The organism is Haloarchaeobius marinus (assembly GCF_051207415.1).
Lineage (GTDB): Archaea > Halobacteriota > Halobacteria > Halobacteriales > Natrialbaceae > Haloarchaeobius.
The window spans coordinates 240657-267233 of sequence record NZ_JBPKGD010000001.1 but is presented as its reverse complement, the minus strand read 5'-3'; the positions used below and the strand labels follow the sequence as shown (position 1 = coordinate 267233).

32 protein-coding genes and 1 tRNA gene are annotated in these 26577 nt (G+C 68.1%); 11 read left to right on the top strand and 22 right to left on the bottom strand.

Annotated elements, in window-relative coordinates; all coding sequences use genetic code 11:
• Positions 1-42: 42 nt before the first annotated feature.
• Entirely contained in the window at positions 43-1197 is a 1155-nt protein-coding gene (locus ACSC1W_RS01450) for an outer membrane protein assembly factor BamB family protein (RefSeq protein ID WP_435344764.1), read from the bottom strand.
• Positions 1198-1257: 60 nt separating this feature from the next.
• Positions 1258-2637, bottom strand: coding sequence for an adenylosuccinate lyase (gene purB / locus ACSC1W_RS01445; RefSeq protein WP_435344763.1), 1380 nt, complete (start codon positions 2635-2637; stop codon positions 1258-1260).
• 164 nt (positions 2638-2801) lie between these two features.
• Here purB and purH point away from each other — a divergent pair, with 164 nt between their 5' ends.
• Both purH and ACSC1W_RS01435 read left to right on the top strand, forming a co-directional pair.
• Positions 2802-4430, top strand: a complete 1629-nt coding sequence (gene purH, locus ACSC1W_RS01440) for a bifunctional phosphoribosylaminoimidazolecarboxamide formyltransferase/IMP cyclohydrolase (protein WP_435344761.1) — start codon at positions 2802-2804, stop codon at positions 4428-4430.
• Between the two features lie 191 nt (positions 4431-4621).
• Positions 4622-5215 carry a hypothetical protein gene (locus ACSC1W_RS01435; protein ID WP_435344759.1) on the top strand — a complete coding sequence of 198 codons (594 nt, stop codon included), beginning with the start codon at positions 4622-4624 and terminating at the stop codon, positions 5213-5215.
• Here the strand turns inward: ACSC1W_RS01435 and ACSC1W_RS01430 are convergent.
• From ACSC1W_RS01430 to ACSC1W_RS01400, 7 genes are all read right to left on the bottom strand, one after another.
• A complete protein-coding gene (locus ACSC1W_RS01430) occupies positions 5212-5925 on the bottom strand; it encodes an adenosylcobinamide amidohydrolase (protein WP_435344758.1) in 714 nt (237 codons plus the stop codon). The genes ACSC1W_RS01435 and ACSC1W_RS01430 overlap by 4 nt on opposite strands.
• Positions 5903-6934, bottom strand: coding sequence for an aminotransferase class I/II-fold pyridoxal phosphate-dependent enzyme (locus tag ACSC1W_RS01425; RefSeq protein WP_435344756.1), 1032 nt, complete (start codon positions 6932-6934; stop codon positions 5903-5905). Before ACSC1W_RS01425 ends, ACSC1W_RS01430 begins: the two co-directional genes overlap by 23 nt.
• A complete protein-coding gene (locus tag ACSC1W_RS01420) occupies positions 6924-7496 on the bottom strand; it encodes an NTP transferase domain-containing protein (RefSeq protein WP_435345990.1) in 573 nt (190 codons plus the stop codon). The genes ACSC1W_RS01425 and ACSC1W_RS01420 overlap by 11 nt, the downstream gene beginning before the upstream one ends.
• A 26-nt stretch (positions 7497-7522) precedes the next feature.
• Positions 7523-8281, bottom strand: a complete 759-nt coding sequence (cobS, locus tag ACSC1W_RS01415) for an adenosylcobinamide-GDP ribazoletransferase (protein WP_435344754.1) — start codon at positions 8279-8281, stop codon at positions 7523-7525.
• Positions 8272-9174: an adenosylcobinamide-phosphate synthase CbiB gene (gene cbiB / locus ACSC1W_RS01410; RefSeq protein WP_435345989.1), complete on the bottom strand. Its 903-nt coding sequence runs from the start codon at positions 9172-9174 to the stop codon at positions 8272-8274. Before cbiB ends, cobS begins: the two co-directional genes overlap by 10 nt.
• Positions 9175-9205: 31 nt before the next feature.
• Positions 9206-9835, bottom strand: a complete 630-nt coding sequence (locus tag ACSC1W_RS01405; protein ID WP_435344752.1) for an HAD family hydrolase — start codon at positions 9833-9835, stop codon at positions 9206-9208.
• 69 nt (positions 9836-9904) lie between these two features.
• Entirely contained in the window at positions 9905-10342 is a 438-nt protein-coding gene (locus tag ACSC1W_RS01400; protein ID WP_435344750.1) for a Rieske (2Fe-2S) protein, read from the bottom strand.
• 239 nt (positions 10343-10581) lie between these two features.
• Here ACSC1W_RS01400 and ACSC1W_RS01395 point away from each other — a divergent pair, with 239 nt between their 5' ends.
• Entirely contained in the window at positions 10582-10743 is a 162-nt protein-coding gene (locus ACSC1W_RS01395) for a hypothetical protein (RefSeq protein ID WP_435344748.1), read from the top strand.
• A 75-nt stretch (positions 10744-10818) separates the two neighbouring features.
• Here ACSC1W_RS01395 and ACSC1W_RS01390 read toward each other — a convergent pair whose 3' ends face one another.
• The 3 genes from ACSC1W_RS01390 to ACSC1W_RS01380 form a co-directional block, all read right to left on the bottom strand.
• Positions 10819-11175, bottom strand: coding sequence for a VOC family protein (locus ACSC1W_RS01390; protein ID WP_435344747.1), 357 nt, complete (start codon positions 11173-11175; stop codon positions 10819-10821).
• Positions 11176-11545: 370 nt separating this feature from the next.
• Positions 11546-11971, bottom strand: a complete 426-nt coding sequence (locus ACSC1W_RS01385) for a hypothetical protein (protein ID WP_435344745.1) — start codon at positions 11969-11971, stop codon at positions 11546-11548.
• Positions 11972-12387: 416 nt separating this feature from the next.
• Positions 12388-12816, bottom strand: coding sequence for an ester cyclase (locus ACSC1W_RS01380; protein WP_435344743.1), 429 nt, complete (start codon positions 12814-12816; stop codon positions 12388-12390).
• A gap of 321 nt (positions 12817-13137) precedes the next feature.
• Here ACSC1W_RS01380 and ACSC1W_RS01375 point away from each other — a divergent pair, with 321 nt between their 5' ends.
• Positions 13138-13329 carry a DUF1059 domain-containing protein gene (locus ACSC1W_RS01375; protein ID WP_435344741.1) on the top strand — a complete coding sequence of 64 codons (192 nt, stop codon included), beginning with the start codon at positions 13138-13140 and terminating at the stop codon, positions 13327-13329.
• Positions 13330-13632: 303 nt separating this feature from the next.
• Positions 13633-14073: a hypothetical protein gene (locus tag ACSC1W_RS01370; protein ID WP_435344740.1), complete on the top strand. Its 441-nt coding sequence runs from the start codon at positions 13633-13635 to the stop codon at positions 14071-14073.
• A gap of 379 nt (positions 14074-14452) precedes the next feature.
• On the opposite strand, the gene ACSC1W_RS01365 is transcribed toward ACSC1W_RS01370, so the two are convergent.
• Positions 14453-14526, bottom strand: a tRNA-Tyr gene (locus tag ACSC1W_RS01365).
• 162 nt (positions 14527-14688) lie between these two features.
• Here ACSC1W_RS01365 and ACSC1W_RS01360 point away from each other — a divergent pair.
• The 3 genes from ACSC1W_RS01360 to ftsZ all read left to right on the top strand — a co-directional run bounded on the left by ACSC1W_RS01360 (position 14689) and on the right by ftsZ (position 16861).
• On the top strand, positions 14689-15270 hold the full coding sequence (locus ACSC1W_RS01360) for a double zinc ribbon domain-containing protein (RefSeq protein WP_435344738.1): 582 nt from the start codon (positions 14689-14691) through the stop codon (positions 15268-15270).
• A gap of 221 nt (positions 15271-15491) precedes the next feature.
• Entirely contained in the window at positions 15492-15665 is a 174-nt protein-coding gene (gene cdrS / locus ACSC1W_RS01355) for a transcriptional regulator CdrS (RefSeq protein WP_435344736.1), read from the top strand.
• A gap of 2 nt (positions 15666-15667) precedes the next feature.
• On the top strand, positions 15668-16861 hold the full coding sequence (ftsZ, locus tag ACSC1W_RS01350) for a cell division protein FtsZ (RefSeq protein ID WP_435344734.1): 1194 nt from the start codon (positions 15668-15670) through the stop codon (positions 16859-16861).
• A gap of 51 nt (positions 16862-16912) precedes the next feature.
• Here the strand turns inward: ftsZ and ACSC1W_RS01345 are convergent, their stop codons facing one another.
• From ACSC1W_RS01345 to ACSC1W_RS01335, 3 genes are all read right to left on the bottom strand, one after another.
• Positions 16913-17464: a hypothetical protein gene (locus tag ACSC1W_RS01345; RefSeq protein WP_435344732.1), complete on the bottom strand. Its 552-nt coding sequence runs from the start codon at positions 17462-17464 to the stop codon at positions 16913-16915.
• Between the two features lie 74 nt (positions 17465-17538).
• Positions 17539-18528 carry a tRNA 2-thiolation protein NcsA gene (gene ncsA / locus ACSC1W_RS01340; protein WP_435344730.1) on the bottom strand — a complete coding sequence of 330 codons (990 nt, stop codon included), beginning with the start codon at positions 18526-18528 and terminating at the stop codon, positions 17539-17541.
• Between the two features lie 53 nt (positions 18529-18581).
• Positions 18582-19277 (bottom strand): alpha/beta fold hydrolase, encoded by a 696-nt coding sequence (locus tag ACSC1W_RS01335; protein ID WP_435344728.1) that lies wholly within the window; start codon positions 19275-19277, stop codon positions 18582-18584.
• A 242-nt stretch (positions 19278-19519) separates the two neighbouring features.
• On the opposite strand from ACSC1W_RS01335, the gene ACSC1W_RS01330 reads away from it, so the two are divergent.
• From ACSC1W_RS01330 to ACSC1W_RS01320, 3 genes are all read left to right on the top strand, one after another.
• Positions 19520-19954, top strand: a complete 435-nt coding sequence (locus tag ACSC1W_RS01330; protein ID WP_435344726.1) for a lamin tail domain-containing protein — start codon at positions 19520-19522, stop codon at positions 19952-19954.
• 136 nt (positions 19955-20090) lie between these two features.
• A complete protein-coding gene (locus tag ACSC1W_RS01325; RefSeq protein WP_435344725.1) occupies positions 20091-20558 on the top strand; it encodes a DUF4442 domain-containing protein in 468 nt (155 codons plus the stop codon).
• A gap of 88 nt (positions 20559-20646) precedes the next feature.
• Positions 20647-21300 carry a DUF7095 family protein gene (locus ACSC1W_RS01320; RefSeq protein WP_435344723.1) on the top strand — a complete coding sequence of 218 codons (654 nt, stop codon included), beginning with the start codon at positions 20647-20649 and terminating at the stop codon, positions 21298-21300.
• Positions 21301-21430: 130 nt separating this feature from the next.
• Here the strand turns inward: ACSC1W_RS01320 and ACSC1W_RS01315 are convergent, their stop codons facing one another.
• From ACSC1W_RS01315 to ACSC1W_RS01290, 6 genes are all read right to left on the bottom strand, one after another.
• Entirely contained in the window at positions 21431-22531 is a 1101-nt protein-coding gene (locus ACSC1W_RS01315) for an aminopeptidase (RefSeq protein WP_435344722.1), read from the bottom strand.
• A 178-nt stretch (positions 22532-22709) separates the two neighbouring features.
• Positions 22710-23582 (bottom strand): DUF7351 domain-containing protein, encoded by an 873-nt coding sequence (locus ACSC1W_RS01310; protein ID WP_435344720.1) that lies wholly within the window; start codon positions 23580-23582, stop codon positions 22710-22712.
• A 46-nt stretch (positions 23583-23628) separates the two neighbouring features.
• Positions 23629-24420 (bottom strand): class I SAM-dependent methyltransferase, encoded by a 792-nt coding sequence (locus tag ACSC1W_RS01305; protein ID WP_435344718.1) that lies wholly within the window; start codon positions 24418-24420, stop codon positions 23629-23631.
• A 163-nt stretch (positions 24421-24583) separates the two neighbouring features.
• Positions 24584-25414 (bottom strand): deoxyribonuclease IV, encoded by an 831-nt coding sequence (locus ACSC1W_RS01300; RefSeq protein WP_435344716.1) that lies wholly within the window; start codon positions 25412-25414, stop codon positions 24584-24586.
• Between the two features lie 92 nt (positions 25415-25506).
• The gene (locus tag ACSC1W_RS01295) at positions 25507-25692 is read right to left on the bottom strand and encodes a hypothetical protein (RefSeq protein ID WP_435344714.1); all 186 of its coding nucleotides are present in this window, start codon (positions 25690-25692) and stop codon (positions 25507-25509) included.
• A 43-nt stretch (positions 25693-25735) separates the two neighbouring features.
• On the bottom strand, positions 25736-26542 hold the full coding sequence (locus ACSC1W_RS01290; RefSeq protein WP_435344712.1) for a lipoate--protein ligase family protein: 807 nt from the start codon (positions 26540-26542) through the stop codon (positions 25736-25738).
• Between the last annotated feature and the right edge of the window lie 35 nt (positions 26543-26577).

The following is a 26577-nucleotide window of genomic DNA, read 5'->3' as shown; positions in this document are numbered from 1 at the left end:
GTCGACGAGTTCGATAGCGACTCGGTCTTGTTTTTCGAGAGGTCACCGCGAGACTGCCGCGACCGCAGCGGACCCGTCGGAGTCGACGACGCCGACGAACCGACCGGACAGTCCGACCAGGGGCGCAGTGTTCACCCGCGATCCGATCGACCGGTTCCAGCGTCGTGCCCCACTCTCGGCGTCGAGACCGTTCAACGTACCCTCGACAGTGCCGACGAGTACCTCCTGTCCGTCGACCGCTGGCGGGGTCGCCCCGACCGGCAACTGCGTTCGCCAGCGTTCGGTTCCGTCGGCGACATCGTACGCCAGCACGCCTCCGGCCGCATCCCACGAGTCTACTTTCGGGGTCTGGTTGTCGACGGTCACGTACGCAGTCCCGTCGGTGACCGTGACGCCGGATGCCCAGCCCGGGAGGACGTGTCGCCAGCGTCGGTCGCCAGTCGTGGGGTCGACCCCCACGACCGCGCCGCTCGCCGCGACGACTGTGTCTCCGCCCCCTGCGAGTGTCGGTCGTCCTGGTCCGTGTGCGTCCCAGTCGTCGTCGACCGTCCACTGGACAGACCCGTCCGTCGAAAGTCCGACGAGTGGTTCGTCGGAGGCGGACGCAACGACGCCCGACCCTGCCGCGACAGCGTCGGACACCAGGTAGTTACCGCTGGTGTTCGCCCCGTCGTCGGGTGTCGCCGTCCACAGGACGTCTCCGTTCGTCGCGTCGACCGTTCCAATCGCCCGGGGTCGTTCAGCGGCGTTCACGCTCCCGACGACGGTCCTGTCGTCCACGGCCGCGAACGGGTTGAACTCGAACTCGTCGTCACGCGTCCAGACCTCGGTCCCATCGGAGCGGTATGCCCCTCGCCGGAATTTGGCGACTACCGCGGTATCGTCTGCGAGTACGGGACCCTGCAGCATGTGGTCGAAATGCAACCCGGCAGTCCACCACCGTTCGCCGGTGTGGGCGTCGAACGCAGCGAGGGAGTAGTCGTCTGTTGCCAGTATGCGGCCGTCGAGGAGGGTCAGCGGGGAGTTCACCCAGCGACCCGACCCGAACGGGGTCCGCCAGTCGAGAGACGGTGCGTCGAGGAGACGTCTGACGCTGGCACAGCCAGCAGTTGCGACACTCCCACCCAGTGTGGCCCCGGCCACCGTGAGGAAGCGTCGCCTGCCTGTGAGCGTCTGCGGAGTGCGATCGGAGGGCACGGGAAGGTGGTCCCGCGCAGACAGGAAAAGTCTTGTCCAGACCGTCCCAGCGCCGACCGTTTACTCCAGTTCGTCCACCAGGTCGCTCCCCACGCCGACGTAGCCCTCGGGCGTGAGCGCCTTCAGTTCCTCGCGCACCTCGTCGTCGACGTCGAGGTCGTCGAACAGGTCGTGGAAGTCGTCGACGGTGACGCGCTTGCCCCGGGTCAGTGCCTTCACGCGCTCGTAGGCCCCGGTGTCGCCCTCGCGCCGGAGGATGGTCTGGATGGCCTCGCCGAGTATCTCCGGCGTCTCGCGCAGGTCCTCGCGCATGACCTGCTCGTTCGGGACGACCTTCGCCAGGCCGGCGGCGGTCTTGCCGTAGCCGACGAGGCAGTGGGCGAACGCCGCACCGATGTTGCGCTTGACGGTCGAGTCCGAGAGGTCGCGCTGGAGTCGTGAGGTGGTCACGTAGTCGGCGAGGAACGTCAGGTCGGAGTTGGCCTTCGAGAGGTTGCCCTCGCTGTTCTCGAAGTCGATGGGGTTGACCTTGTGGGGCATCGTCGACGACCCCGTCTCGCCCTCGGTGGCCTCCTGACCGAGGTAGCGCATGGAGACGTAGAGCCAGACGTCGCGGTCCAGGTCGACGACGACGTTGTTCGCGCCCCGGAACGCGTCGAACAGCGCCGCGAGGTCGTCGCAGGGGTTGACCTGCGTCGTCACCGGGTCGTGGCCGAGGCCGAGACCGGTGACGAACTCGCGGCTGAACGCCCGCCAGTCCACGTCGGGGTAGGCCGCGACGTGGGCCGCGAGCGTGCCGGAGGCACCGCCGAGTTTCCCCGAGAGGTCGTCGGTGGCGGCGCGGACCCGGGCCGTCGTCCGGCCGAGGCGGGCGGCGTACACCGCCAGTTCCTTGCCGAACGTCGTCGGCGTCGCCGGTTGGCCGTGGGTGTGTGCCAGCATCGGCAGGTCGCGGTACTCGCGGGCCATCCCGGTCAGCGTCTCCCGGAGGGCGTCGAGTTCCGGCAGGAGGACCTCCCGGACCGCGTCGCGGACGAGCAGGCGGTGTGCGAGGTTGTTCACGTCCTCGCTGGTCAGTCCGAAGTGGATCCACTGGGCCGCGTCGAGTCCCTCGGGCAGGTGCAGGCGGACGAAGTACTCGACGGCCTTCACGTCGTGGTTCGTCGCGGGGAGGTCCTCGTACCCCTCCGTCTCGATGGTCTTGACGAGGTCGGCGTCGTCGGCCGACCAGTCCTCGTACAGCGACCGGAGCGCGGCGCGCTGGTCCTCGTCGACCGAGAGCGGCGTCGCGTCGAGGTCGGCGAGTGCGAGCAGGTACTCGACCTCCACGTGGACGCGGGCACGCATGAGCGCGGACTCGCTGGCGTACGGCGCGAGCGGGCGGGTGCGACCGGCGTAGCGCCCGTCCAGCGGCGAGACGGCGTCGAGGGGATTGGGCATGGGCGAGAGTGCCGGGGCGGCGCGCAAAAGCCTGTCGGAAACATCCGCGTTCGTGCACAGGTGAACCTTCAGATTGGCCCGCAGGCGCCAATTATTGCAAGAACGTGGATAGAACGTGGCTCTCGACCGCAACTACTTTTGCCGACGCCCGACCCACTGAACACATGACACGCATCGCTGGTCTCGCCGGGAACCGCGGTCGGAACCTCCTGCACGTCGACGACCTCCGCCCGGGTGGAGCGGAACTCGCCGTCGTGCTCACGAACAACCCCGACGCACCCGTCCTCGACGCGGCCCAGGCGCGCGACGTTCCGACGGAGGTCGTCCCGCTGGCCGACGACGAGTCCCGCAGCGACCACGAGGAGCGCGTGGTCGACGCCCTCGACGCCTACGACGTGGACCTCGTCTGCCTCGACGGCTACATGCGAATCCTCTCGGAGACGTTCCTCGACGCGATGCCGACGACGCTGAACGTCCACCCGAGTCTCCTGCCGTCGTTCCCCGGCATGGACGCCTGGGGCGACGCGCTCGATGCGGGCGTCAGGACCACCGGGTGCACCGTCCACGTCGTCACCGACGCCACCGACGACGAGGGCACCGTCGTCGAGTCCGAGGTCGACGGCGGCCCCATCGTCACGCAGGAACCCGTCCCCGTCTACGAGGGCGACGACAGCGACTCGCTCAAGGACCGCGTCCTCTACGAGGGCGAGTTCAAGGCCTACCCCCGCGCTGTCAGGTGGTTCGCCGAGGGGCGCGCGACCGTCGACGAGGACGCCCACGCGGTCACCGTCGAGGGCGACGAGGGCGGCGACTTCCCCGCACGCCGTGTCGCCACCGCCGACCGTCACGCCGACCTGCGCTACGGCGAGAACCCCCACCAGGACGCCGCGCTCTACGCCGACTACACCTGCGAGGAACCCAGCGTCGTCCACGCCGACCAGGTCAACGAGGGTGCGAAGGCCCTCTCGTACAACAACTACAACGACGCCGACGGCGCGCTCGACCTCATCAAGGAGTTCGACGACCCGGCCGCCGCCGTCATCAAGCACACCAACCCGGCCGGCTGTGCGACCGCCGACACGCTCGCCGGGGCCTACGAGGACGCCCTCGCCACCGACCCGATGTCGGCCTTCGGCGGCATCGTCGCCCTGAACCGCGAGTGCGACGCCGAGACCGCCGAACTCGTCACCGACTCGTTCAAGGAGGTCGTCGTCGCCCCCGGCTATACCGACGACGCCCTCGACGTCCTCTCCGAGAAGACGAACCTCCGCGTGCTCGACCTCGGCTGCGACCCCGCCGACCTCCGGACCGTCACCGAGACCCTGACCACGAAGGACCTCGTCGGCGGTACGCTCGTCCAGGAGCGCGACAGACAGGACGTGACCGTCGACGACCTTGAGGTCGTCACCGAACGCGAACCGACCGACGAGGAACTCGAGACGATGGTGTTTGCCTGGAAGACGCTGAAGCACGTCAAGTCCAACGGAATCCTCTTCGCGAAGGGTACCGAGACGGTCGGTCTCGGCGTCGGCCAGGTCTCCCGCGTCGACGCCGTCACCCTCGCCGGCATGAAGGTCGAGAAGGACGCCGAGGGCAAGACCGCCGAGGGCGCCGTGATGGCCTCCGACGCGTTCTTCCCGTTCCCGGACGGCATCGAGGAGGCCGCGAAGGTCGGCATCGAGGCCGTCGTCCAGCCCGGCGGCTCGAAGAACGATCAGTCGGTCATCGACGCCGCGAACGAACACGGCATGGCGATGGTCTTCACCGGGAGCCGGTCGTTCCGCCACGACTGAGCCCCCCAGCCCTTCCGCCACGACTGAGGCCCTCGGCCGTTGCGTCGACGGCCAGGCCCGGTCTTCGAGTTCTTCCGGCTCTGGGGGCACCCGGCGGCGATGCGTGCCCGACGAGGAATCGCCATCGGTGAGCGTCGTCCCCGGACCCGTCACCGTCCAGTTGAAGTGAGACGACGCCGTATCGTACAGCCATGGGACGATTCGGCGATACCAGGGTCAAGGCGCTGTTCGCCGGCCTGGTGCTGACGCTGTTCACCCTCGTCGGAACGACCGTCTGGGGTGCCCTCCAGGTCCTCGCCGCACTGCTCGACCCCGGCGCGCAGCCACTGCTGGTCGCGCTGGTCACCGCGGCCGCGCCGTGGCTGGTCGCCTCCGTGTTGCTCACGCTGCTCGCCGGTGGGCTGTTGTTGTGGCTCGGCATCGTACTGGCGAGTCGCATCAGCCTCCCGAAACTGGAGAGCCACCGCCTCTCACGCATGGCCGCGGTCGTCGAGCACTACGTCCCGGCGGCGCGCACCGCCGACCTCTCCGGGTGGCTCGCGCCGACGGAACCGACGGCGGAAGAGAAACTGGAAGCCGTCAAGCAGGCCTACGTCGACGGCGACCTCTCGGGCCGCGAGTTCGAGCGCGAACTCGAACGACTCTACGAGGCCGAAGCGGCCCTCGACCGCGAGGACGTCTCCTCGCGCCTCGACGAGTTGCTGGACGACGAATCGGTCGACGTCGCCGTCACCCGCGAGACGTACGACGAGGCCGACTGGGCGAGCGACGGCGAGTCCGCCTAGAGTCGGAACACGTCGGCCCGGGCGTCGGTGCTGACGCCGTACGGAGCGTCTGCGACGCCCGTCGGCGGCCCCGAGTCGGCGTATCGCGCGTCGAGCGACGCGGTCACCGCCTCGCGGACGCAGGCGCGTGCCGCCGCGCCGACGCGCGTCGCGCTGCCGGAGAACTCGGCCGGGTCGCCGGTCGGGTCGCTGGCGACGACGACGGCGTCGCTGGTCGTCCCCGGGGCGCCGACCGACTCGAGCAACGTCGCGGCCTTCGCCTCGGCGGCGACTGCGACGAGGTTCGCCAGCGCACCGTCGGACAGTGCCCGGGTCGTGGCGACCACGACGTTGACCGTCCCCACGTCCTCCACGAGGTCGCCGGTCGGGAGCGACCCGCCCGACGGTTCCATCGGCAGTTCGGCCGGGTTGGAGACGCCGGCGGTGGCGACGGCCGTCACCGGCCCGAGGCGCGCCCCCCGGGCGTGCCGGGCGTCGACGCCGGTGAGCAGGACCGGTGCGTCGGGGAGCGAGTTCTCGCCACCGAAGCCTGCCGCCGCGACCCGCTCTGCGACGTCGGCACCGACGTCGTCGGGGTGCCAGCCGTCGGGGACGGTCACGCTGTAGGCCGCATCGGCGCGGGACCGGCCGCCCCGCCAGCCGGTCGAGAGCCACTCCGTGCCGGGGTTGCGGAGTCGGACGACGCCGTCACCGACGGTCGCGTCGAGCATCGAACACCTCCAGTGCGCGGTCGGTCGCCGGCGCGTCCTCGACGGCCACCCTGACGTGCGAGTCCAGCCCCCGGAACGTCCGGGCGTCGCGCAGCACGACGCCCTGCTCGCGTGCGTCGTCGAGCAGGGCGTCCACGTCGCGGTCGCCGCAGTCGACGAGGACGTAGGGCGCGTCGGAGGGGAGCGCCTCGACGGCCGGGTCCGCTCCGGCCAGGCCGTCGCACAGGCGGCGGCGCTCACGGACGACCGTCTCGCGGGTGTCCTCGACGAAGTCGGTCTGGCGGAGGCAGTGCGCACCGACGGCCGCCGCCGGGGCACCGAGGGTCCACGCCCGCCGTGCGGTCGCGAGGTCGTCGCGCCGGTCGCCGGTCGCGACCGCGTAACCCGCCCGCAGACCCGGGAGTCCGTAGAGCTTCGTGAGCGAGCGCGCCGCGACGACGGCCTCGTGTCCGGCCAGCGACGACTGGTCGGTGTACCCGAGGAACGCCTCGTCGGCGAGCAGTCCGGTGCCCGCGTCGGCACAGCGGTCGGCGAGACCGACGAGCGCCTCCCGGTCCGGCAACGTCCCGGTCGGGTTGTTCGGCGTGCAGACGACCACGACGGCGACCCCCGTCGGGTCGACGTCGACGACGTCCGCCTCGGGAACGAACACCGGTTCGCCGCCCTGGAGGCGGACCTCGCGGGCGTACTCGCCGAAACTCGGGTACGGGACCACCACCCGGTCGCCGGGGTCGACCGCCGTCGCCAGCGCGAGTCGGATCGCCGCGAGGCCGCCGGGCGTCGGCACGACGCATTCGGGGTCGCAATCGACGACCGACGCCGCCGCGTCGCGGAACTCCGGGTAGTCGTCGTCGGGGTAGCGCCGGGCCTCGGCGAGGGCGGCCTCGTAGACCGCCGCGGTCCCCGGCGGCGACCGTGGGTTGGTGTTCGCGCTCAGGTCGAGCACGTCCCGGTCGGTCGTCCCGCCGTGGGGTACCCGGTCGGCCTCCCCGACTGACTCACGGTCCATCGCGGACCACCTCGGGTGCGAGTGCGTCGGCGACGGCGACGTCGCCCGGCCTGTTCACGTTCACCGCCAGTCTGGCGTCGTAGCTCAGGTACCGGTCACGCTCTTGCTCCCGTCCGACCACGTTCAGTCCCGTCGGTGCGAGGCCGCCGGTCGCCGCGTCGACGCTCAGGCCGAGGCGCTCCTTCAGCGCCGCCGGGACGCAGACGGCGACGCTCGCGCCGTCACCGGCCTCGGCCGCCCGGTCGAGCGCCCGGTCGACCACCACGGCCGAGAGCAGGGGCAGGTCGGCGGCCACCGTCAGCACGGGCGTCCCGACCGCGTCGACGGCGGTCCCGAGGTCCTCGACGTAGCCCTCGCCGGGCGTGTCGACCTGGGTCACGTCAGACCGGCCCGCGAGGTGCTCGCGGGTGTCGGGCGCGTTCGGGGAGACGGCGGCGTGGACGTGCTCGACCCGACTGGCCGCCAGCGCGTCGCAGACCCGGTCGACCATGAGGACGCCGGCGACCGGGACCAGCGGTTTCTCCACGTCGGCGTCGAGGCGGGTCCCCTCGCCACCGCACATCACCACGGCGTCCATCCGTCGCCCGTTCACCACGCCGTCCACGCGATCACCCCCGCGTGTACCGCGACGACCCGTGCGAGTTCGTTCGTCGCGCCGAAGACGTCCCCGGTGACGCCACCGAGTCGGCGGCGTGCCCAGACGACGGCGACCGCGGCGACGAGGAGACTCGCGACGAGCGAGGCCGCACCGGCCGGCGTCGGCCAGCCTATGACCGCCGCCGGAAACGCGAGTACGGCCGCCAGCAGGGCGGTCCCGGCGTCGGCGCCGTCGGCCAGCGAACGGCCGAGCCCGTCGTGTGGCGGGTCGGCGACGCCCGCGAGCACCGCGAGTCCGGCCTTGGCCCCGACCTCGCTGGCGACGACGACCGCCACAGCGGGACCGAGGGGGAGGCCGGCGAGCGCGAGCGCACCGAGCGCGAGACCCGCGACGACGAGCGAGACGGCGGAGAGCGCGCCCACGCCGGTCGTCGTGTCCTTCAGCACCTCGCGTCTGCGGTCGGCGTCGCCGTGGACGACCGCCGCGTCGCCGCAGTCGGCGACGCCGTCGAGGTGTGCGATGCCCGTGACGGCGTACAGGCCGACGAGGTACGCGAACGCGACCGCCGGGGCGGGGACGGGGAGCGCCGCCCCGACGAGGAACGGGAGCGCGACGAGGCCGCCGACGAGGTAGCCCACGGGCACCGCCGCCACGGGGGCGTCGCGGTAGGCCGTCCAGGCGCGTTCGTCGTGGCCGACGGGGAGTCTGGTGAGGAAGCCGACCGCGCCGGCGAGCGCGCTCAGAACCACGCGACCACCCCCGCGAGCACGACGGCGACGACGCCCGCCGCGGCCACGTACTGCACGCCTCGACGGGCCGTCCGGACGTCGGGGAACGGCGCGCCGGCGTTGAGGACGTACACGCCGGGTTTCTCCAGTCGGACGTCGAGTGCGGCCGCGACGGTCCCCATCGGCCACCCCGAGTTCGGCGACGGTACCTCGTCCAGCCAGTAGCGGGCCCGAAGCACGGCCGCCGGTCGGCGGGCGGTCTGGGCGAGCAACGCGGCCGAGAGCCGGGCCGGAATCCACATCACGAGGTCGTCCAGTCGTGCGCTCGCGCGTCCGACGGGTTTCGAGCGATACCCCAGCATCGAGTCCAGCGTGTTCACCGCCTTGACCCAGGTCGCACCCGCCGCCGCCAGCGAGAGCGAGACCGGTGCCAGGACGGCGAACGCGAGCAGGGGCGCGACGAGGCCGTCGGCGAGGTTCTCGGCGGCGCTCTCGACGGCGGCGCTCCTGAGCTCCCCGGGCGAGAGCGCGCTCGCGTCCCGGCCGGCGAGGGCGGGCAGCGACTCCCGGGCCGCCTCGACGTCGCGCTCCGAGCGCCCGACGACGCCCAGCGCCTCGGACACGAGCATCCGGAGACTCGTCGTGACGTAGAGGACGAGTCCGGCGGCGACGGCCCCGGCCCAGGGACCGACCTGCGTCGCCGTCCAGACGACGCCGCCGGTGACGACCGCGGCCAGCACCGGGAGGCAGAGGGCAGCGAGGACGCCGACGAGGTCGGGCCGTCGCCACTCCCGGTCGAGGGGCCCGACGAGGCGACCGAACCACGCCACCGGGTGTACCGCGGTCGGCAGTTCGGCCAGTGCCACGTCGAGCGCGAAACCGAGGCCCACCGCCACGCTCGCGGTCAGGGGCACCTGGCCCACCTCCCCTGCCACGTACACCCCCTCAGTCGCACGTCGACCACCCCAGTTCCGTGGGGAGTTCGACGAGGGGGACGTCCCCGACGTCGACGAACCGACCGCCGACAGCGGTCACGCCGCCGTCGGCGTCTGCGTCGTCGCCGACGTGGACCAGGTCGGCCGGGTCGACGCCGAGTTTCGCCGCCGTCGTCTCGAAGACCTCCGGGTGGGGCTTGCGCCAGCCACACCCGACGCTGGTCACGACGGCGTCGAAGTCGTCACGGGAGAGGTCGGCGCGGACGAGCGTCCGACCGACGAGTTCGGGGACCGAACAGTTCGAACAGAGTGCGACCGGGCCCTCCCGGCGGGCCGCCGAAACCGCCTCGACCGCACCGGGACGGGTCCGCACCTCGGGGTCGAACGCCGCGACGACGGCACGACGGGCCGCGTTGCCCGGGGCCGAGACGCCACGACTGGCGAGTGCCGCCGAGACGTGCGCCGGCAGGGGGACCTCCGCACCCTCGGGTGCGTCGACGTGGCCCGTCCGGTAGGCGTCGGCCCAGTCGTCCGGGACCGCCACGTCGCGGGCGCGCAGCTCGCGACCGACCGCAGCCGCCGGGTCGTGCGGGCGGTCGGCGTCGACGAGCGTCCCGAAGAGGTCGAACGAGACTGCCACTATCGTAGGACTAGCCCAAGTCTACTTGAACGCCCCGGTCCCGGCGGTTCGAGTGCGCCGTCACCGCGGTCAGAACCCGATGTGCGAGGTGGAACTCGGGACCCCGCCGTCGTCGTCGTCCTCGTCGTCGGGGGCGTCGTCGACGCCGCCCTCGTGGCTGAACTCGTAGTCGCCGTCCTCGAGAACCACGACCCCGTCGTCGGTCGTCACCGAGACGTCCACGAGGGTCGTCTCGGCGGCGTCGCCGTTGTCGCAGTAGCCCGAGCAGGTGTCGAACATCGACCCGTGCTTCGGACAGACGACCTGGCCGTTCCGGACCGCCGCGCCGAACCCCCGGTCGAGCCTCTGTGCCTCGTGCGTGCACCGGTTCACCCACGCCTCGACGCCGTCGTCGCAGGGCAACAGGAGTACCTCCTCCGGTTCGCCGTACCGGTCCGTCGCCGTGAACAGCCACGAGCGCTCGTCGTGGACCGTCTCGACCGTCGTGAGTTCCGTCCGCGTGGTCATGGCTGGGCATACGACCGGCGCGGGATAACTCCTGTCCTCGCGAGCGCAGGTCGTGACCCCTGGTCGGAAGCCGCCGTCCCGTCGGTCCGAAAGCCGAGGTTACCACCTCCCGTCGGGCCATTCGACCACGCCGGGTGTGCGTCGCGTTCGTCGCGGGAGCAGTCGAAACCCCGTTCTAGCAGGCCGATAGTACGCAGTTCCTGTGCATAACAAAGCGACGCCTGTCCGTCCTGTAGCCCATGCCCAAGAACCGTCACAATCGCTGTAACCTCTGCGGGAAGGACTTCGAGACCGGCGCGGAACTGGAGGAGCACGTCGAGCGACGCCACCCCAAGGAGGACTTCCACTGGTGGGTCGTCGTCGAGGACCCGGCGAAGGACCTGCAGTTCAGCGGGCGGTGAGGAAGCCGTCGACGCCCTCGGCGGGCAGTCGACGGGGCCGCGGCCGAGCAGGGGTGGGTCCCCCGGGCGACGTCGCTACCCGGAATCGATGCTGAAGACCTCGATCTCGTTCCCCTCGGTGTCGAGGAAGTGGAACGTCCGGTACTCGCCGAATTCGAGGACGTCCTCGTGGACCATCTCCGGTGCGAGCTCCTCGACCCGGCGATAGGCGGCCTCGACGTCGTCCACCTCGAAGTTCGGGACGCAGTTGTTCCCGAATTCGACGTCGTACCCGTCGTATCCGGCATTGTACAGCCCGAAGTCGCCGGTATCGAAGGCGAACGTGGAGAACCGTTCCGTCTCCTGTTTCGGTTCCACGTCGAACAGCTCCCGGTAGAAGTCGAGCGCTCGCTCCATGTCCTCGACGCCGACGTAGACCGAACTCAGCTCCATCCTGCGACCACCTCACACCGTCGGTGTACCTTCGATGTCATCCGGTCCCCTGTTCAGCGGGACCGTCCATAAAAGACCTCTCCGTACCGGAACTGGTCTGCGGGTACCGGTCGACTGGTGGAAACCAGTCGACCTCGAGGGACGTGCCGTTCACGATGCCATCAGGTACACGAACTCGCCGTCGATGCGGTGAGTCGCCACCCCGGTCTCGGAGTCGTTCAGGGCGGAGACCGACTCGCCGTTCGCGAGTTGCCAGTGTCCCCCCGGAAAGTCGTCAGAAATAGTGCGCCGACTGGAGTGGGCGTGTCCAGCACGCGAATCCCCCCGTCGGTCGGATGCCTAACTGTGCCTTACCGCGTCCGGGTGCCGGTCAGTGGTGGCCGCCCTCGTCCTCGCACCACTCGGGGTGCGTGAACTGTCGACGCGGGTTCACCGGGTGGAAGACGCCCTCTGGGTTGGGTGTGTGGACCCACGCGTGCAGCGCGTAGAGCGGGCCGCCGAAGGGTTGCCAGTCGTCGTCCTCGGTCTCGGTGAAGAGGTCGGTCGAGTCGTCGAGCGTGAGGTACTCGACCGCGCCGAGGACGAGGCCGTCGTCGGTCTCGCCGTAGGCGATGACCGGCGGTTCCGTGCGGTCGAGCGAGGAGAGGTACTGGGCGAGTGCCTCCGGTCCCGTTCGGAACGCCCCGACGAGGTCTTCGTGCGGGTAGTGATAACCCATGCCACAGACCGGTTCGGCTTCGGGGATGTAGCCGTCTGCAATGGCGTTCTCGGGGTCGCTATACCTGGCGGTGGCCATTCGGACATCGGCGAGTTCCCGTTCCAGACCACCGTTGCCCTGGGCAGATGTGCTACCAGTGAGGGCGAGCCCGCCCACCATACCGGTGCCGACCGCTTTCAGTACTGTTCGTCGCGTCCGTGTCTCGTTTTGTTTCATCTGTTTGACGTCGTAGCTAGCAAGTATCCTGTGCGTCCCGCTACTGCGTTGGTTCCCCCCTGGTATCGTCCTCACCCCGTGTTACGAAACTAACAGACTCGGGAGTCGGCAATAAGTGTTCGCTGTATGAAATTACAAAAAGCGGGCTGACATGTTCTAGGCCGGTAGACGTCCACTCGCGATTCTGGGCCGGGTCGAGAGCGGTTGGTTCGCACGACTTCGAGACGGAGAGCGAGTACGACGGGAGCGACCGGAAACGCATCACCCGCCCGTCCTACCTATCCCGTCGGCGGTTCGATTACGCCGAGTTGCTGCAATAGACCGAGTGTGTCCGGTTGGACCCACCGCTCGGCGATCTTCCCGTCCCGGAGACGGGTGAAGACCATGTTCTGGATTTCGAACGATTGCCCCGTTGGCTCGATGTCCATGAACGTGCCCTCGTGAGTCCCGCGAAGCGTGACGCGCATGGCGACGGTATCGCCTTCGGCGACGATATCCTCGACGGTGGCCTCGAAGTCGGGGAACGCAGCGAGGAATTCCTGCATCCATTCTCTGTCCGCTTCCGGCCCGTGGGTTTCTTGCCCGAACGGACCGTGTTCGACGAAATCTTCGGTTTCCAACTCGTCGATGAGGTCGAGGTTTCGCTTCGTGGCGACTTCCTCGGGGTACTGACGCACTATCCGCTTGTTTTCTTCAAGGCTTGTCATAGGAATTGTTTCCTCCTTCGCGCCCGCCGCAACCGCTCCTCTGTTTCCTCCCCGCCACCTCGGTGAGCGCTGTCGATATATACACCACGGGCCACGTTAACTGTTGTCGTGGGTGGGCGGCCTGGAGTTTCGGTCCAACCGACCGACGGGTAATCGGAACGCGCGCTGTTTCGTTGCACGCTCCGACTCATCTACTGCGGGTTTGTCAGAACTTGGCTGTTGCATACAGAGAGTAAGTTCGCCGTATCCGCTACCTCCTGCCCCAACGGGTTTATAACTAAAGCTCCAGCGAACGGTTCATCTACCGAGGTGTACATGTAGATGGCAATCCAGACCAGCTGTGACACAGCCGTTTCGGGGTGTGTATTCATGATGCGGACCGAAGAGGACGACAAAGACCGACTCCTCCGAATCACACAGGAACACGTCAAAGAGCAACACGGGAAGGACTTCTCGCTCGACGAGATCGAGGAACAGCACATGAAGAGGGTCGAAGTGGCGGCCGACGATTGAACGGTCACGAGCAGCACACGCTATCGTGGCGCATTTTTCGAACTGGAGGTGACCATAGGGAAGGCGTATCGAGGGGACACCTTCAAAGGGGACTACCTCTAACAGAGGCACCCACCCTCCCGTGTCCTTCCGGCGGCCACCTGTCGATTCAATCCTCCTCATCTGATGCTACGACAATCGGGCGAATATCACGGCGTAGGTACTGTGAGGAGGGGCCCGTCTCGTGACTCAGACGCCGGTTCGAGATTGCCAGAAAGTATTCACTACGAGCCACAGTACCAGCGTGTGAATGGTGGAGTCATTGTGAACCGACGCGAGCTTCTCTCGGGTATGGGGATCGCGCTGACGACGTCGTTCGCTGGGTGTCTCTCAACAATCGGCACTGACGACTCCTCACAGGGAACGTCAACAATCGGTAGCGATGACTCCTCACAGGGAACGGTAGACCTACCACCGGTCCGATTCTGGCTCGAAGAAGTCTCACTGACGGAATCTGAGCAAGAATCCATCGATTCGCTTGTGTTCAGTGACCTCTCCACGGAAGCCCAAGAAATCGTCCGAACAGCGATTTCGGAGGAAGAGTACACAGTGCAACAAGGGTCCAAACCGCCGGCTCTCGAGACCATTCGAGACCGCATCGAACAGCGAACCGGCAATGGGGAAACCTTGGAAGTGTTTCTTCGCCGTGAAGATACGTACTATCGTGTCGGGTACGTCGATGGAGACCACATCATCGCGCAATAAGACCACTAGCCTATGACAAGCGGGCGGCCTTCACGGGGAGTTTCCAAGATCGCGTATCTGGCCGATGTTGGGTCTTGCACCCACGTTGGTCGCATTTGTCTGGGCTCTCAGTAGACCGATTTTCGGGTCGGGGTGGCCTCTCTCTATGGCACCGGATTCTACGCGCTGTATAAAAACACGCCGCCCAAGACTTGTGGGTCCGACTGACAGCAGTACGCGCTTTCAGGCCGAAAGACTCCAGGTTCCCCGATACATTCGGCTATACGCGAACGCACGACGACGGTCACCCGAGTCAGGTGACCTGTTCGACCCAAACACGCCGAGATGGAATCGCACGATGGCGCGGCACCGCTCGGCTCTGAATCGTTCGGTGAGAAAGTCCGCCCTCCCCGATTTGAACGGGGGACAAGTCGATCTACAGTCGACTGCTCTACCAGTCTGAGCTAAGGGCGGGCGCACTCTGACGTAGACGCTGAATCCGACATAAGGGTTGTCATTCGTGGGGGGTGCGCCACCTCGTACCAATCGAGGTTGCGACGGGCGACGGTGCGAGGGGCGTCGGACACACCAGTTAGATTGAAATAGCTGGCTGCCTGTATATTAGCCGAACCGGCCATGAGCAAGATCACCGTGCGTGCGGACGAGGACCTGGTCGAACGCCTCGACGCCCGCGAGGAGTCGAAGAGCCAGCTCGTCCGCGAGGCGCTGCGCGCGTACCTCGACGAGGAGCCACCGGTCGCGAGTAGCGTCACGGTCGGGCGGGACGCGGACGTCGACGACGCGGGAGACGCGCCGACCGCCGGGGCCGTCGAGGAGGACGTGGCCGACGGGACGCTGGATGCGGTCCTCGAGGACCGGGTGATGGACCTCGTCGACCGGCGCGTCGAGAGCTACCTGCAAACGCGCCAGCAGGACGTCAACGTCAACGTCAACGTCGAAGGTGGGACCACAGAGCCCACGGACTCGTCGGACGAACCGGTGGCGACGTCGCCCGTGTCGGACGACGGTGTCACCGCGCGGACGTGCAACCAGTGCGGTGACGCCCTGGACGGCGACCACGTATACTGCCCGAACTGCGGCGAGAAGGCCTCTCGACGGGTCTTCTGCGACTGTGGCGACGAGATTCGCTCCGACTGGGCGTTCTGTCCGGGGTGTGGTCGTCGAACGCCGGCTGCCGACGTACTCGACTCCACGTAGAACGCCCCGAGATGGTGTAAAACGCACGTATACGCCGCGACGGGTCGATCGGGCGGTACTTTTATTACGTATGACATAGTCCATACAGTCGCGTAAGACGATTGTCTTACACACCCAAGTTCGAGAGAATACGGGGCTCTCGGCTACGAAAACGGTGTGTACGACATTTCGCGTGCTACCGGTTCGCACGCAACGCGTCTTACCAAAGGGGAATCTGAACCATGGAGCGTGTGACACTGCGAATACCGAAGCAGCAGATAGAAGAAGTCGAACAGATGGTCGAGACGGGCGAGTTTCCGAACCGGAGCGAAGCGATCCGGTCGGCCGTCCGAGAGATGCTCAACGAGCAAGGAGACCGACAGAACGAAACCCAGCGTAGCTGGGCCAAGGTCTAACGATGCAGGACATCGTTCAAGAAGCCCTCGAACACGAAGAACGAGAGCAGAAACAGCAGGCGGCGTCGACGGGCGAGGAGTTCGGCGACCCGCGGATCGTCATCGTCGGCTGTGGCGGCGCCGGTAACAACACGGTCAACCGCCTGTACAACATCGGCGTCGAAGGCGCCGACACCGTCGCCATCAACACGGACAAGCAGCACCTCAAGATGATCGAGGCCGACACGAAGATACTCGTCGGCAAGTCCCTGACCAACGGTCTCGGCGCGGGCGGCGACCCCTCGATGGGCGAGCGCGCGACCGAGATGGCCCAGGGAACGGTCAAGGAGGTCCTCGGCGACGCCGACCTCGTGTTCGTGACAGCCGGCATGGGCGGCGGTACCGGGACCGGTGCCGCCCCGGTCGTCTCCAGCATCGCCAAGGAGCAGGGCGCTATCGTCGTCGGCATGGTGTCGACGCCGTTCAACGTAGAGCGTGCACGGACGGTCAAGGCCGAGGAGGGACTGGAGAAGCTCCGCGAAGAAGCGGACTCCATCATCGTCCTCGACAACAACCGCCTGCTCGACTACGTGCCCAACCTGCCGATCGGCAAGGCGTTCTCCGTGATGGACCAGATCATCGCCGAGACCGTCAAGGGCATCTCCGAGACCATCACGCAACCGAGTCTCATCAATCTCGACTACGCCGACATGACCTCGATCATGAACCAGGGTGGGGTCGCGGTCATGCTCGTCGGCGAGACACAGGACAAGAACAAGACCCGCGAGGTGGTGAACGACGCCATGAACCACCCCCTGCTGGACGTGGACTACCGTGGTGCATCCGGTGGACTCGTCCACATCACGGGTGGCCCCGACCTCACGCTGAAAGAGGCCGAGGGCATCGCGAACAACATCACCGAGCGACTGGAAGCGAGCGCGAACGTCATCTGGGGCGCACGCATCCAGGAGAGCTACAAGGGCAAGGTCCGCGTCATGGCCATCATGACCGGCGTCCAGAGCGCACAGGTGCTCGGGCCGTCGACCCAGAAGCAGGCGGACAAGTCCCGGAAGGCCCTCGACGGCGGCAGCACCGACTTCGACGCGGAACCTGTGAGTGGGACGCCCGCCGGTGGTAGTCAGAGTTCCGGAAGCACCTGGGGCGACGGCGGCCAGGAGGCGACGGAGCAGAACAACGGTCTCGACGTCATCCGCTGACGTCGAGCGGCAGGTCGTCCATCGACTTCTCGGCCGAACGTCAGTCACCGGTCAGCCGTCAGCTCCGGACTCGGTGACCGACGTAAACGTGGCCTCCGTCCTGAACGCGTCGGTAGCGACGGCGAACGGGTCGACAGGGTCACGGTCCGACGAATCGTCGACGACCACCCAGCCACCGCGGTCGCGCCACTCGTCGCCAGCGTCGCGGACCAGCGTCTCGCCGAGGTAACTGCCGAACGAACGGACGACGCGGTCGAACGACCGGGCGTCGGCGTCCCCGTTCGGGTCCGGTTCGACGCCCGCGAACTGGTCGCCGAAGCGTTCGGCGACGTCGTCGAGTCTCGAGAGCGAGTCGACCGTGAAGTCGAGGTCGTACTCGGCCCAGAGGTCGGCACACTCCTCCGCCTCGTACGCGAACCGCTCCGGTGGGTCGGTCGGCGGGTCGTCCCGGTCTGTCCGTCCGTCGGCCGACCCGTCGGACCCGGGCGACGTCCCGTACATGCGCTCGGGGTCGGACCCGGGCGTCGCCCGCTCGGCCGGGTCCGACGGCGCGTCGTCGGACGCAGACCGGAGCAGCGCCCGGAGGCTGTCGAACAGTCCCATGGACGCCGTTCCGGGCCGTGGCAGAAATCCGTTTCGGGCCTGTCGGCCGTGTATTACACTCGCGACGGGGAGAGTCAGGCCGCAGAGAGTGCGTCGAGGAGGCTGCACTTCCGGCAGACCTCGCGTGTGGTCGTCGACCCGCACTCGACGCACTCGTTCAGGTCGACCGTCTCGCCGGAGTCGTCGCGGCGCTCCTCCGCGACGATGCTCGCCAGTTCCTCGTAGCCGGCCATGATGGAGTGGCGGGTCCCCGGGTGGTTCTCCTCCAGGTCGTACAGCAGTTGCTGTATCTCCCCGCGGTAGGCCTCGCTGGCGTGCGGGCACTCGGTGATGTGGGCGGGCAGGTCCTGGAGGTGGCAGTAGAGCGCCACCTCCTTCTCGGGGACGTCTCGCAAGGGCTTGGCCCGGGGGACGAAGTGGTCCTGGTCGGTGCGGGCCGACGGGTCGTCCTCGGCGAACCCGCCGAGGGAGGCGTCGAAGTGCTTGGCCATCTGCCCGACGTCGCCCTCGAGGAAGTTCATCATCGCGGTCTGGGCCTCGTCGTCGAGGTTGTGACCCGTCAGGAGTTTGTCCGCGCCGAACTCCTCGGCGTAGCCGTCGAGGAGGTCACGGCGGAACACGCCGCAGTACGCACAGGCGGCCATGTTCTCCGGGTCGTCCTCGACGACGTCGTCCATCCGGACGCCGAACTCGTCCTCGTAGCTGACGAGTTCGTGGCGCATCGAGAGGTCAGCGGCCAGTTCGACGCAGGCGTCGACGCTCTCGTCTCGGTAGCCCTCGATGCCCTCGTGGATGGTGAGTGCGACGAGTTCGATGCGGGGGTCCTCGGCGAACGTCTGGTCGAGGATAGACGTGAGCACGACGCTGTCCTTCCCGCCGGAGAGACCGACGACCCACGTCTCGGGGTCCTCGGGCGTCGCGTCGCGTGGCACCAGTCCGTCCTCGCGGATGCGACGGCGCACCCGCTTCTCGACGGACGCACAGAAGTGTGCCTCACAGAGGTGCGACCCGGAGTAGGCGGCGTGCATGACCGCCTCGCGGTCGCACTTGGTGCACTCGGTCATGGATGACGGCTAGGCCCCGGCGGGGAAACCGGTTTCGTCTTCGACGCTCGGGGTCAGACCGCGTCGACGTCGCCGTCGACCGCCGCGAGCAGGTCGTCGAGGCAGTCCTCGCGCCCGTGCGAGGAGAACAGTTCGTGCCCGCCGTCGTACAGTCTCACCTGCTCGGCGGCGACGGCATCGCCGATGGCGCGGACGCTGACCACCCGGTCGCGCAGGGTGGCGAACACGACGGCGTCGTCGTCGACCGGCGGGCGTTCGCGATGCCCCCTGCTCGCCTCGCGGAGGAACCGCGGCGAGACGCGAGACGGGACGTCCGACAGCTGCCGGTCGGTCGCGAGTGCGCCGATAGCCGACCGGTCGTCGACGCTCGACGGGACGACCTTCGCCCGGACGCCGAGTCGGGCGAGCAACGAGACGACCACCGCAGGCGTGTCGGGCGGGAAGTCCCACCAGGGACTCAGGTACGTCGTCGTCTCGGCTCCGTCGAGGTACGCCGCGATGAGGCCGCCAGTGCTGTGGCCGACGACGCGGTACTCGTCGAGGTCCGCGACGTACGTCCGGACCGGGTCGACGTAGTCCCGGTAGAAGTCACCGGGGAAGTCGGGAATCTGGAGCGCGTGGACGCGGTAGCCGGCGGCGACGAACCGGTCGACCTGCCACGCAACGTTCTCGTGGTCCACCCGGTTCCCCCATCCGAGGACGAAGACGAGGTCGCGCTCCCCGTCGTCGTTCGTGACGCGATAGCGCATACCGTTCTCCACGGCGGGCGACGACATAAACGCCGGAGAACCGCGAGTGCATCGTCCGGGGTTTCCGACCCGCGATACCGGACAACAGGACGTGTGACGACACAGTGCGGTACACTCACCGACCATGGACTGACGGTGGTGGCCGGGGAGCGCGACGGGGCGACGCGTCGGCACGGGGCGACGCGTCGGCACGGGACGCCACGTCGGACACGTATTAGTACCGTGCCCGGCAACGCCAGGGTATGCCTTCGGTCTCCCGGCGTGCCGTCCTGACCGCGGCCGTCGCCGGACTCGCCGGTTGCACCGGCACGTTCGACACCGTCGAACCGCCCGGTACGCACCCGCCCGACGCCGTCCTCCGCCTGGAGGTCGTCCGTCCCGGCCGACGCGGGGAGCGCGTCTACGTCCACAACGACGGCGAGGTCGAAGTCGAGATGCGGGGGTACGTCCTCGAGTACGACGACGGGTTCGTCCACGAGTTCGACCGCCTCACGCTCTCGCCGGGTGGCTGGGTCGCCGTCGAGTCCACGAGCGTCGTCGAGGCGGTCCAGCGGTCCGAACCGAAGAAGTACCTCAGGGGCGCGAACCGCGACGAGCGACTCTGTCCTGGCGGCCGCGTCACGCTGGTCGGCCCCGGGGGGACGCTGGTCGACAGCACGACCTGCGGACAGGGATGACGGCGAGCAGCGGAACTGGCTGCTCGTCAGAACCGCGCTGACGCGACGGCGTCCGCGTTCGCACCGCCGGGACAACCCGGGACGACGCGTCTCCCGTTCCACAGAACTGAGGTAGCCCACCGACGTCCATCCAGCAATGACCGAGTCGTGGCGGACGAAGGTGCAACGCTGGGGATTCAACCTGTGGCCGTCGTACCGCGGAACCGGTGGCCGGGTCCGGTACATCGCCGCGGACTGGCAGGAGGTCCGGGTCGAGATCCCCCGGAACCTCCGGACGCGCAACTACATGGGCACGACGTTCGGCGGGAGCATCTACGGGGCCTGCGACCCCATCTACGCGATGATGCTCATCCAGGCGCTCCCCGACGAGTACGTCGTCTGGGACAAGGCCGCCTCGATTCGCTTCAGACGCCCGGGCACGGAGGACCTCTACGCCCAGTTCCGACTCCCCGACAGGGAACTCCACTCCATCCAGCGCACACTCGAGACGCGGGACGCCGTGGACCGGGAGTACGAGGTCGACGTCGTCGCCGCCGACGGCACCGTCCACGCCACCGTCGAGAAGACGGTCCACGTCTCGACGGACCAGGCGAAACGCGCCTGAGTCGGTCACGTCGCTCGGTTCCTGCACGCGACGGCGACGCGACGGCGGACCGCGGACGTTTTTCCCGTTCGCCTCCAACCCGCCGGTGATGAGTCTCTCACGCGACGACGCACTCGACCGCGTCGAGTCGATACTCGCGACGGTCGAGACCGAGACGATGCCCGTCCCCGTCCGGGAGGTCTGGGTGTACGGCGACGTCGCCCTCGGACTGGACCCGGTCGACCGACTCGACGTCTACCTCACCAAGGACATCCTGCTCGGTGGCGACGCCGACCGGGCCGAGGAGTTCGAAGCCGAGTACGGCGTCGAGGGCGTCGGCCAGACCGTCCGGACTGAGTGGGCCGACGCACACCCCGAGCACCTCCGCGCCAACTCGAACGGCCACGCCGCGCCCGAGAAGTGCCTCGCGGCGCACCTCGTCGGCGACGACGACGTTCCCATCCACCTCGAGGTCTGCAACGCTAGCTTCGACGACAACGTCACCCAGCGCCTCGTCGGCGCGAAGCGCCGCGAGGACTGGTCGACCCTGCTCGACCCTCGCGGGGTGTGCCTCTGGGTCGACGGCCAGCGCAGCGACGAGGCGATGCGGAAGCTACGGGAGTCGGAACTCGCCCTCCCGACCCTCTCGCGGGCGCTCGAGATGCTCGGACTGGAGGAGGGCCAGGCCGAAGACGCGGCGGCTGAACTGCACGAGTGGCGGGAACAGCAAGAGGGAGCGACGGTCCGTGGCGACGTCGTGTGACCGACTCGCGCGCCGGGGTGGAGGTCCAGGGTCGGACGTTGCCTGATGGACGCGTCGACCCCGTCTCTACGGCACGGCTCACTTCGTTCGCCGTTCCGATTGGAGGTTCCTCGCTTCGCTCGGAACCTCCCTACCTCTCGAACCCGTCTTCGAACCAGAAGGTGCCGTCTCGCTGGACGACCTCGCCGTCGATGGTGATGCTGGAGTCCTCGCTCATGTCGACGATCATGTCCATGTGGATGGCGGACTCGTTGCGCTCGACGTCACTGTCCTCGGGGACGTTCTCCTCGTAGGCGCGGCCCAGCGCCATGTGGACGGTATCGCCCATCTTCTCGTCGAACAGCATGTTGTACGTGAACCGGTCGATGTCCCGGTTCATCCCGATGCCCAGTTCGCCGACGCGGTTCGCGCCCTCGTCGGTCTCGAGCACCGCCGCCAGGACCTCCTCGTTCTTCGCCGCGCCGAAGTCGACGACCTCGCCGTCCTCGAACTGCAGGTACACGTCCTGTACCTCGCGACCGTGCGCCATCAGCGGCATGTCGAACAGCACCTCGCCCTCGACGCTGTCGGGGACGGGCGCGGTGAACACCTCGCCGCCGGGCAGGTTGTTCTCGGCGTAGTCGTTCTTGCCGACGGTCCCCTCGATGCTCATCACGACGTCGGTCGTGTCCCCGGAGACGATGTGGACCTCGCTGCCCTCGTCGAGCCTGTCCGCCATCGGCTGCTGGAACTCGCGCTGTTCCTCCCAATCCTTGTTGATGGCGTTCCAGACGAACTCCTCGTACGCTTCGGTGCTCATCTCGGCGTCCTGGGCGTTCCCCGACGCGGGGTACTGTGTCCCGACCCAGCGTTTCGCCATCATCTTCGACTGGATGGGCTGGAACAGCGTCGCCATCGCCGTGTTCTTCTCCGGCGGGACGTCGCCCTGCTCGTGGGTGTTCTTCGCCGCGCGGATGCCGATGGCGGCGTCGACGTTCTCGACCATCGAAGCGAGCGTATCCGGTACGTCGTCGTAGTTCTCGGGGTCCATCGCGTGCATGAACGCCCGGTGTGCTCGCGAGGGGCGGCCCCAGACGACCGGGAACGCCCCACGCTTCCCGATCTCCTCGTGAAGCGCGACGACGAGGTCTTCGGCGAGGGTGCCGCCCGAGAGGAGGACCTCGTCGCCCTCCTGGAGGTCGATGGAGTGGTCGACGATGATACGTGCGTGTTCGCGGACTCGCTCGTCCATACAGCCACCGTGACCTGCGCGGAGGATAACGGTTTTCAGAACGACTTTTCTGCATAGAATCTGATAATTTATCCGCGAGGTGGCCCGACTATTCGAACCCGGGTTCGAACCTGAACGTGCCGTTGCGCTGGACCAGTTCGCCGGGTCGGTGTCGTACCTCGGTCGGACGGCCGACCAGTCACTCGGTCGCCTGTCCGTCGCGCCGCCGCGTCTCCAGCACGTTGCCCTCGCTGTCGAGCGTCGCCCCGAACGTCTCGCCGTCGACGGTCGTCTCGAGTCGGTACCGTGGCGGGTCGTCCGACACCTGCTCGGCCGGTTCCTGTAGCACGTCGAGCAACCACAGGTGGGTCTCGCGCACGTCGACGCCGTGGTCGCGGTAGAAGGTGACGAGGTCGGGTTCGTGGAGGAGACAGACGCCCAGCGACGACTGCATCGTCGTTCCACAGCGCTCGCACGCCGAGAGCAGCGCGTGAAACTCCGCGTCGTTGTACTCGACGAACGACACCTCGTTCTCGACGGGGCCGTAACAGTCCGGACAGACGCCACGAGCGTTGAGCAGGAGTCTGCTGTGTGTCAGGTCCAGCGTGAACTCGAGCAGTTCCTCGACGGTCCGACCGGCCACCGCCGCCGGTGGCGCCGGCGTCTGGTAGAGTCGGTGGTCTGCTTCGCACCGGACAGTCATCTTCCCCGCGTCGTACCCCGCCGACACCTGCCCCTCGCAGATGGGACACTCCTGGTCGAGCGAGACGGGGGACAGCGAGACGTCCTCGTCCAGCACGCCCGCCAGGATGGCCGCCGCGACCTGTTTGCCCGCGTAGTTCAGTTCGTAGCCGGCGTCGGACTTCTCGACGAAGCGGTCCCGTAGCTTCTGGAGGTGGTAGTTGAACCGCCCCGAGTCGTCGACGTCGACCCGGTCACGGAGGTCGGAGAAGGAGAGCGCCGGTTCCCCGGGGTCCTCGCGACGGGCCGTCACGAGCGCCTCGACGATGGCCACCCTCGTCGGGTCGCTCAGGGCGTCGAACGCGTCGGAGTGTTCGAACGAATCGTCCACGGGGACCCGTGGCGTGCGGAGGCGAAAAAGCCTGTCGACCCCCCGGTCACACCGACCCGACCGTCACGAAGAACGGGACCGTCTCGACGCGACGGTAGTCCGCCGCCTGCATCTGTTCGACCACCGACCGGCCCATCTCGCGCCAGTCCGCCCGAAGTTCGTCGTACTCCCCGGTCGAGAGCGACCGACGGATCTCTGTCGCGTCGCTCGCCAGTCCCGCACCGCTGGCCTTCCGGGTCGCCGCCTCCAGTTCGGGTTGCTCGTACGGCGGTTCGACGACGCGCGTGTGGTCGTATCGTCGCGTCTCCACGTCTCGCAGGCCGACGGACGCGAACACCTCGCTCGCGTCCGCACCGAGGGCGACGTCGGTCCCGACGCCGTCGACGTACGCCTCGCGTGCACGACGGGCCAGTCTCGCCTCGGCGTCGACCGTCGACCGGACCGTCACCGCAGCGTTGTCCGGTTCGACCGCCGCCACCGCGTCGCGTGCGACCCGGGCGAACTCCCGGACGGCGGCCGCGGGGTCGGGCAGGTTGATGAGCAAGGCCTGGCAGACCACGAGGTCGAAGCTGTCGTCGGGGAACGGCAGTCGCGTCGCGTCACCGGCGACGACCGGCGCGACCTCGCGGGCGTGAGCGAGCAGGGACCGGTCGGCGTCGACGCCGACCACGGTCCCGTCGGTCTCCTCGGCGAGCACCCCCGTCAACTCGCCGGTACCACAGCCCACGTCGAGGACGCTGTCCCGGTCGGCCAGCGAGAGCGGTGCCAGCGCCTCCCGGGAGTCGGCCCACATCCCCTCGCGTGTCGTCTCGAGGTACTCTGCGTCGAAGCGTCGCACGCCCGTCCTTCGGGGTCCCGGCAAAAAAGCCGGTCGGTCGGCGACGTGGGGGAAAAGGCGTCGCAGCGCTCCCCGTTCGCAATCCGAGGTTCTTCGCTACCCCTCACGGCTCACCTCCGTTCCCCGTTCGGATAACGGAGATTCTCGCTTCGCTCGAATCTCCCTACTCCCGCAGGTCCTTCACACGCTGGATGTTCCAGGCGAAGCTCTTGCCGTCCTCCGTCGGCGTCTCCAGTACGAGCGGGACCTCCCGGACGGCCTCGTGGTTGACGAACGCCCGCATGCCGTCCTCGCCGATGTAGCCCTCGCCGACGTGTGCGTGTTCGTCCTTGTTCGTCCCGCACTCGTGCTTCGAGTCGTTGAGGTGGACGCACGACAGTTTCTCGAAGCCGACGACGTCGTCGAACTCGGCCAGCGTCTCCGCGACGGCCTCGGGCGAGGAGAGGTCGTACCCCGCGGCGAACATGTGTGCCGTGTCGAGACAGACCTCGAGGTCCTGCGCCGACCGGTCGAGCACCTCGGCGAGGTGGTCGAAGTCGCCGCCGAGTTTCGTCCCCGACCCGGCGTCGGACTCGACGAGGACGGTGACGCCGTCGGGCACGTCGAGTTCGTCCAGCGCGCTGGCGGCGTTGTCGAGTCCGCCGTCGACGCCGGCCCCGGTGTGTGCGCCGAGGTGGACGTTGACGTACGGGACGTCGAGTTTGGCCGCGGCGTCGACCTCCTTCTGCATGGAGTCGATGGACTTCTCGCGCAGGCCGTCCTTCGGCGTGCAGAGGTTGACGAGGTACGACGAGTGGATGACCCACGGACCGACGTCGTTGTCGGTCGACTTCGCGCGGAACTGCTCCGCCTCGTCGTCGTCGATGTTCGGGTCTTGCCACACCTGCGGCGAGTGCGTGAATATCTGCCCGCAGTTACCGCCGTCGTCGAGCTGGCTATCGACCGCGTTGTAGACGCCCCCTGCAATCGACTCGTGCGCACCGACTCTGAGCATGTCCGAGCGCAAGGAGTCAGACAGGAAATGTGTATCGAAGCGTCGTAGTCAGGACCGCAGAGAAGCCGACCGGAGTGGGTGTGAACCGGTCGTCAGTCGACGTCGGGTTCGGCGACTGCGTCGTCCAACCCGTCCTCTCTGGCCTCGTCGTAGTACGCCTCGTCCTCGTCCGTCGCCGCGTCGTGGCTGACCGTCTCCTCCTGCTCGTCGACGACCTCGGTCTCGCCGGTGACCTTCTCGAACAGGGATGCAACGTCGCTGTCAGGTTTGATGGACATACACACGGTCTATTCCGACCAGACGAATGAGAGCTACCCCTAATCAGCTAGGAACGGTCCGGTCCTTGGTCCAGGCGTCGGACCGGTACTTGCTGTCTGCAAGGTCCGCGGCGGCCGCGAGTTCGTCGACCGACCACCCGCCCTCGTCGGCGTCGGCCCAGTCGGCGAGCGCGGACTCGACGGCGCCGACGGCCTCGTCGCGGTCGATGCCCGCCTCGTCGCGGACGCTCGTCACGCGTCCCTCGAACGCGTCGGTGTCGGGTTTCCCGTCGAAGACCCCGCAGTGACGGTCGCTCGCCAGCGAGTACGACAGCGACCCGTGCTGGATGACCGCCTCGCGCTGGCGGTACTGGGCGTTGCCGGATATCTTCCGCCCGGACGCGAGCACGTCGTGGGCCGGGTGGACGTCCCGGAGGTAACAGGCCGGTTCGTGGATGGCGGGGTGCTCGTCGTCGGCGAAGTCAGCGTCGACGCCCATCCGGTCGAACGCGTCGAGGACCGGCGTACAGAGCAGGTCGTAACACTCCATCAGGTCGCCCGGGAGTTCGTCGGCGGGCGCGACGATGGAGTAGGAGATGTCCGCGTACTCGTCGTGGTAGATGCCGCCGCCGCCGGTCGGTCGCCGGGTCACGTCGATGCCCTCGCGCTCGCAGTACTCCCAGTCGACGCTCCCGGGCGACTGCCGGTAGCCCAGCGAGAGGCAACTCGGCTCCCACCGGTAGACCCGGAGGGTCCTGACGCCGTCCTCGGTGGCCGACTTCGCGGCGATCTCGTCGAGCGCCATGTTCGTCGGGCCGTCCCGCGACTCCTCGCGGATCAAGCGCCACTCGCGCGTCTCGACCTCGGTCATGTACCGAGGTTGGCGCCCCCGGACCATGGGGGTTG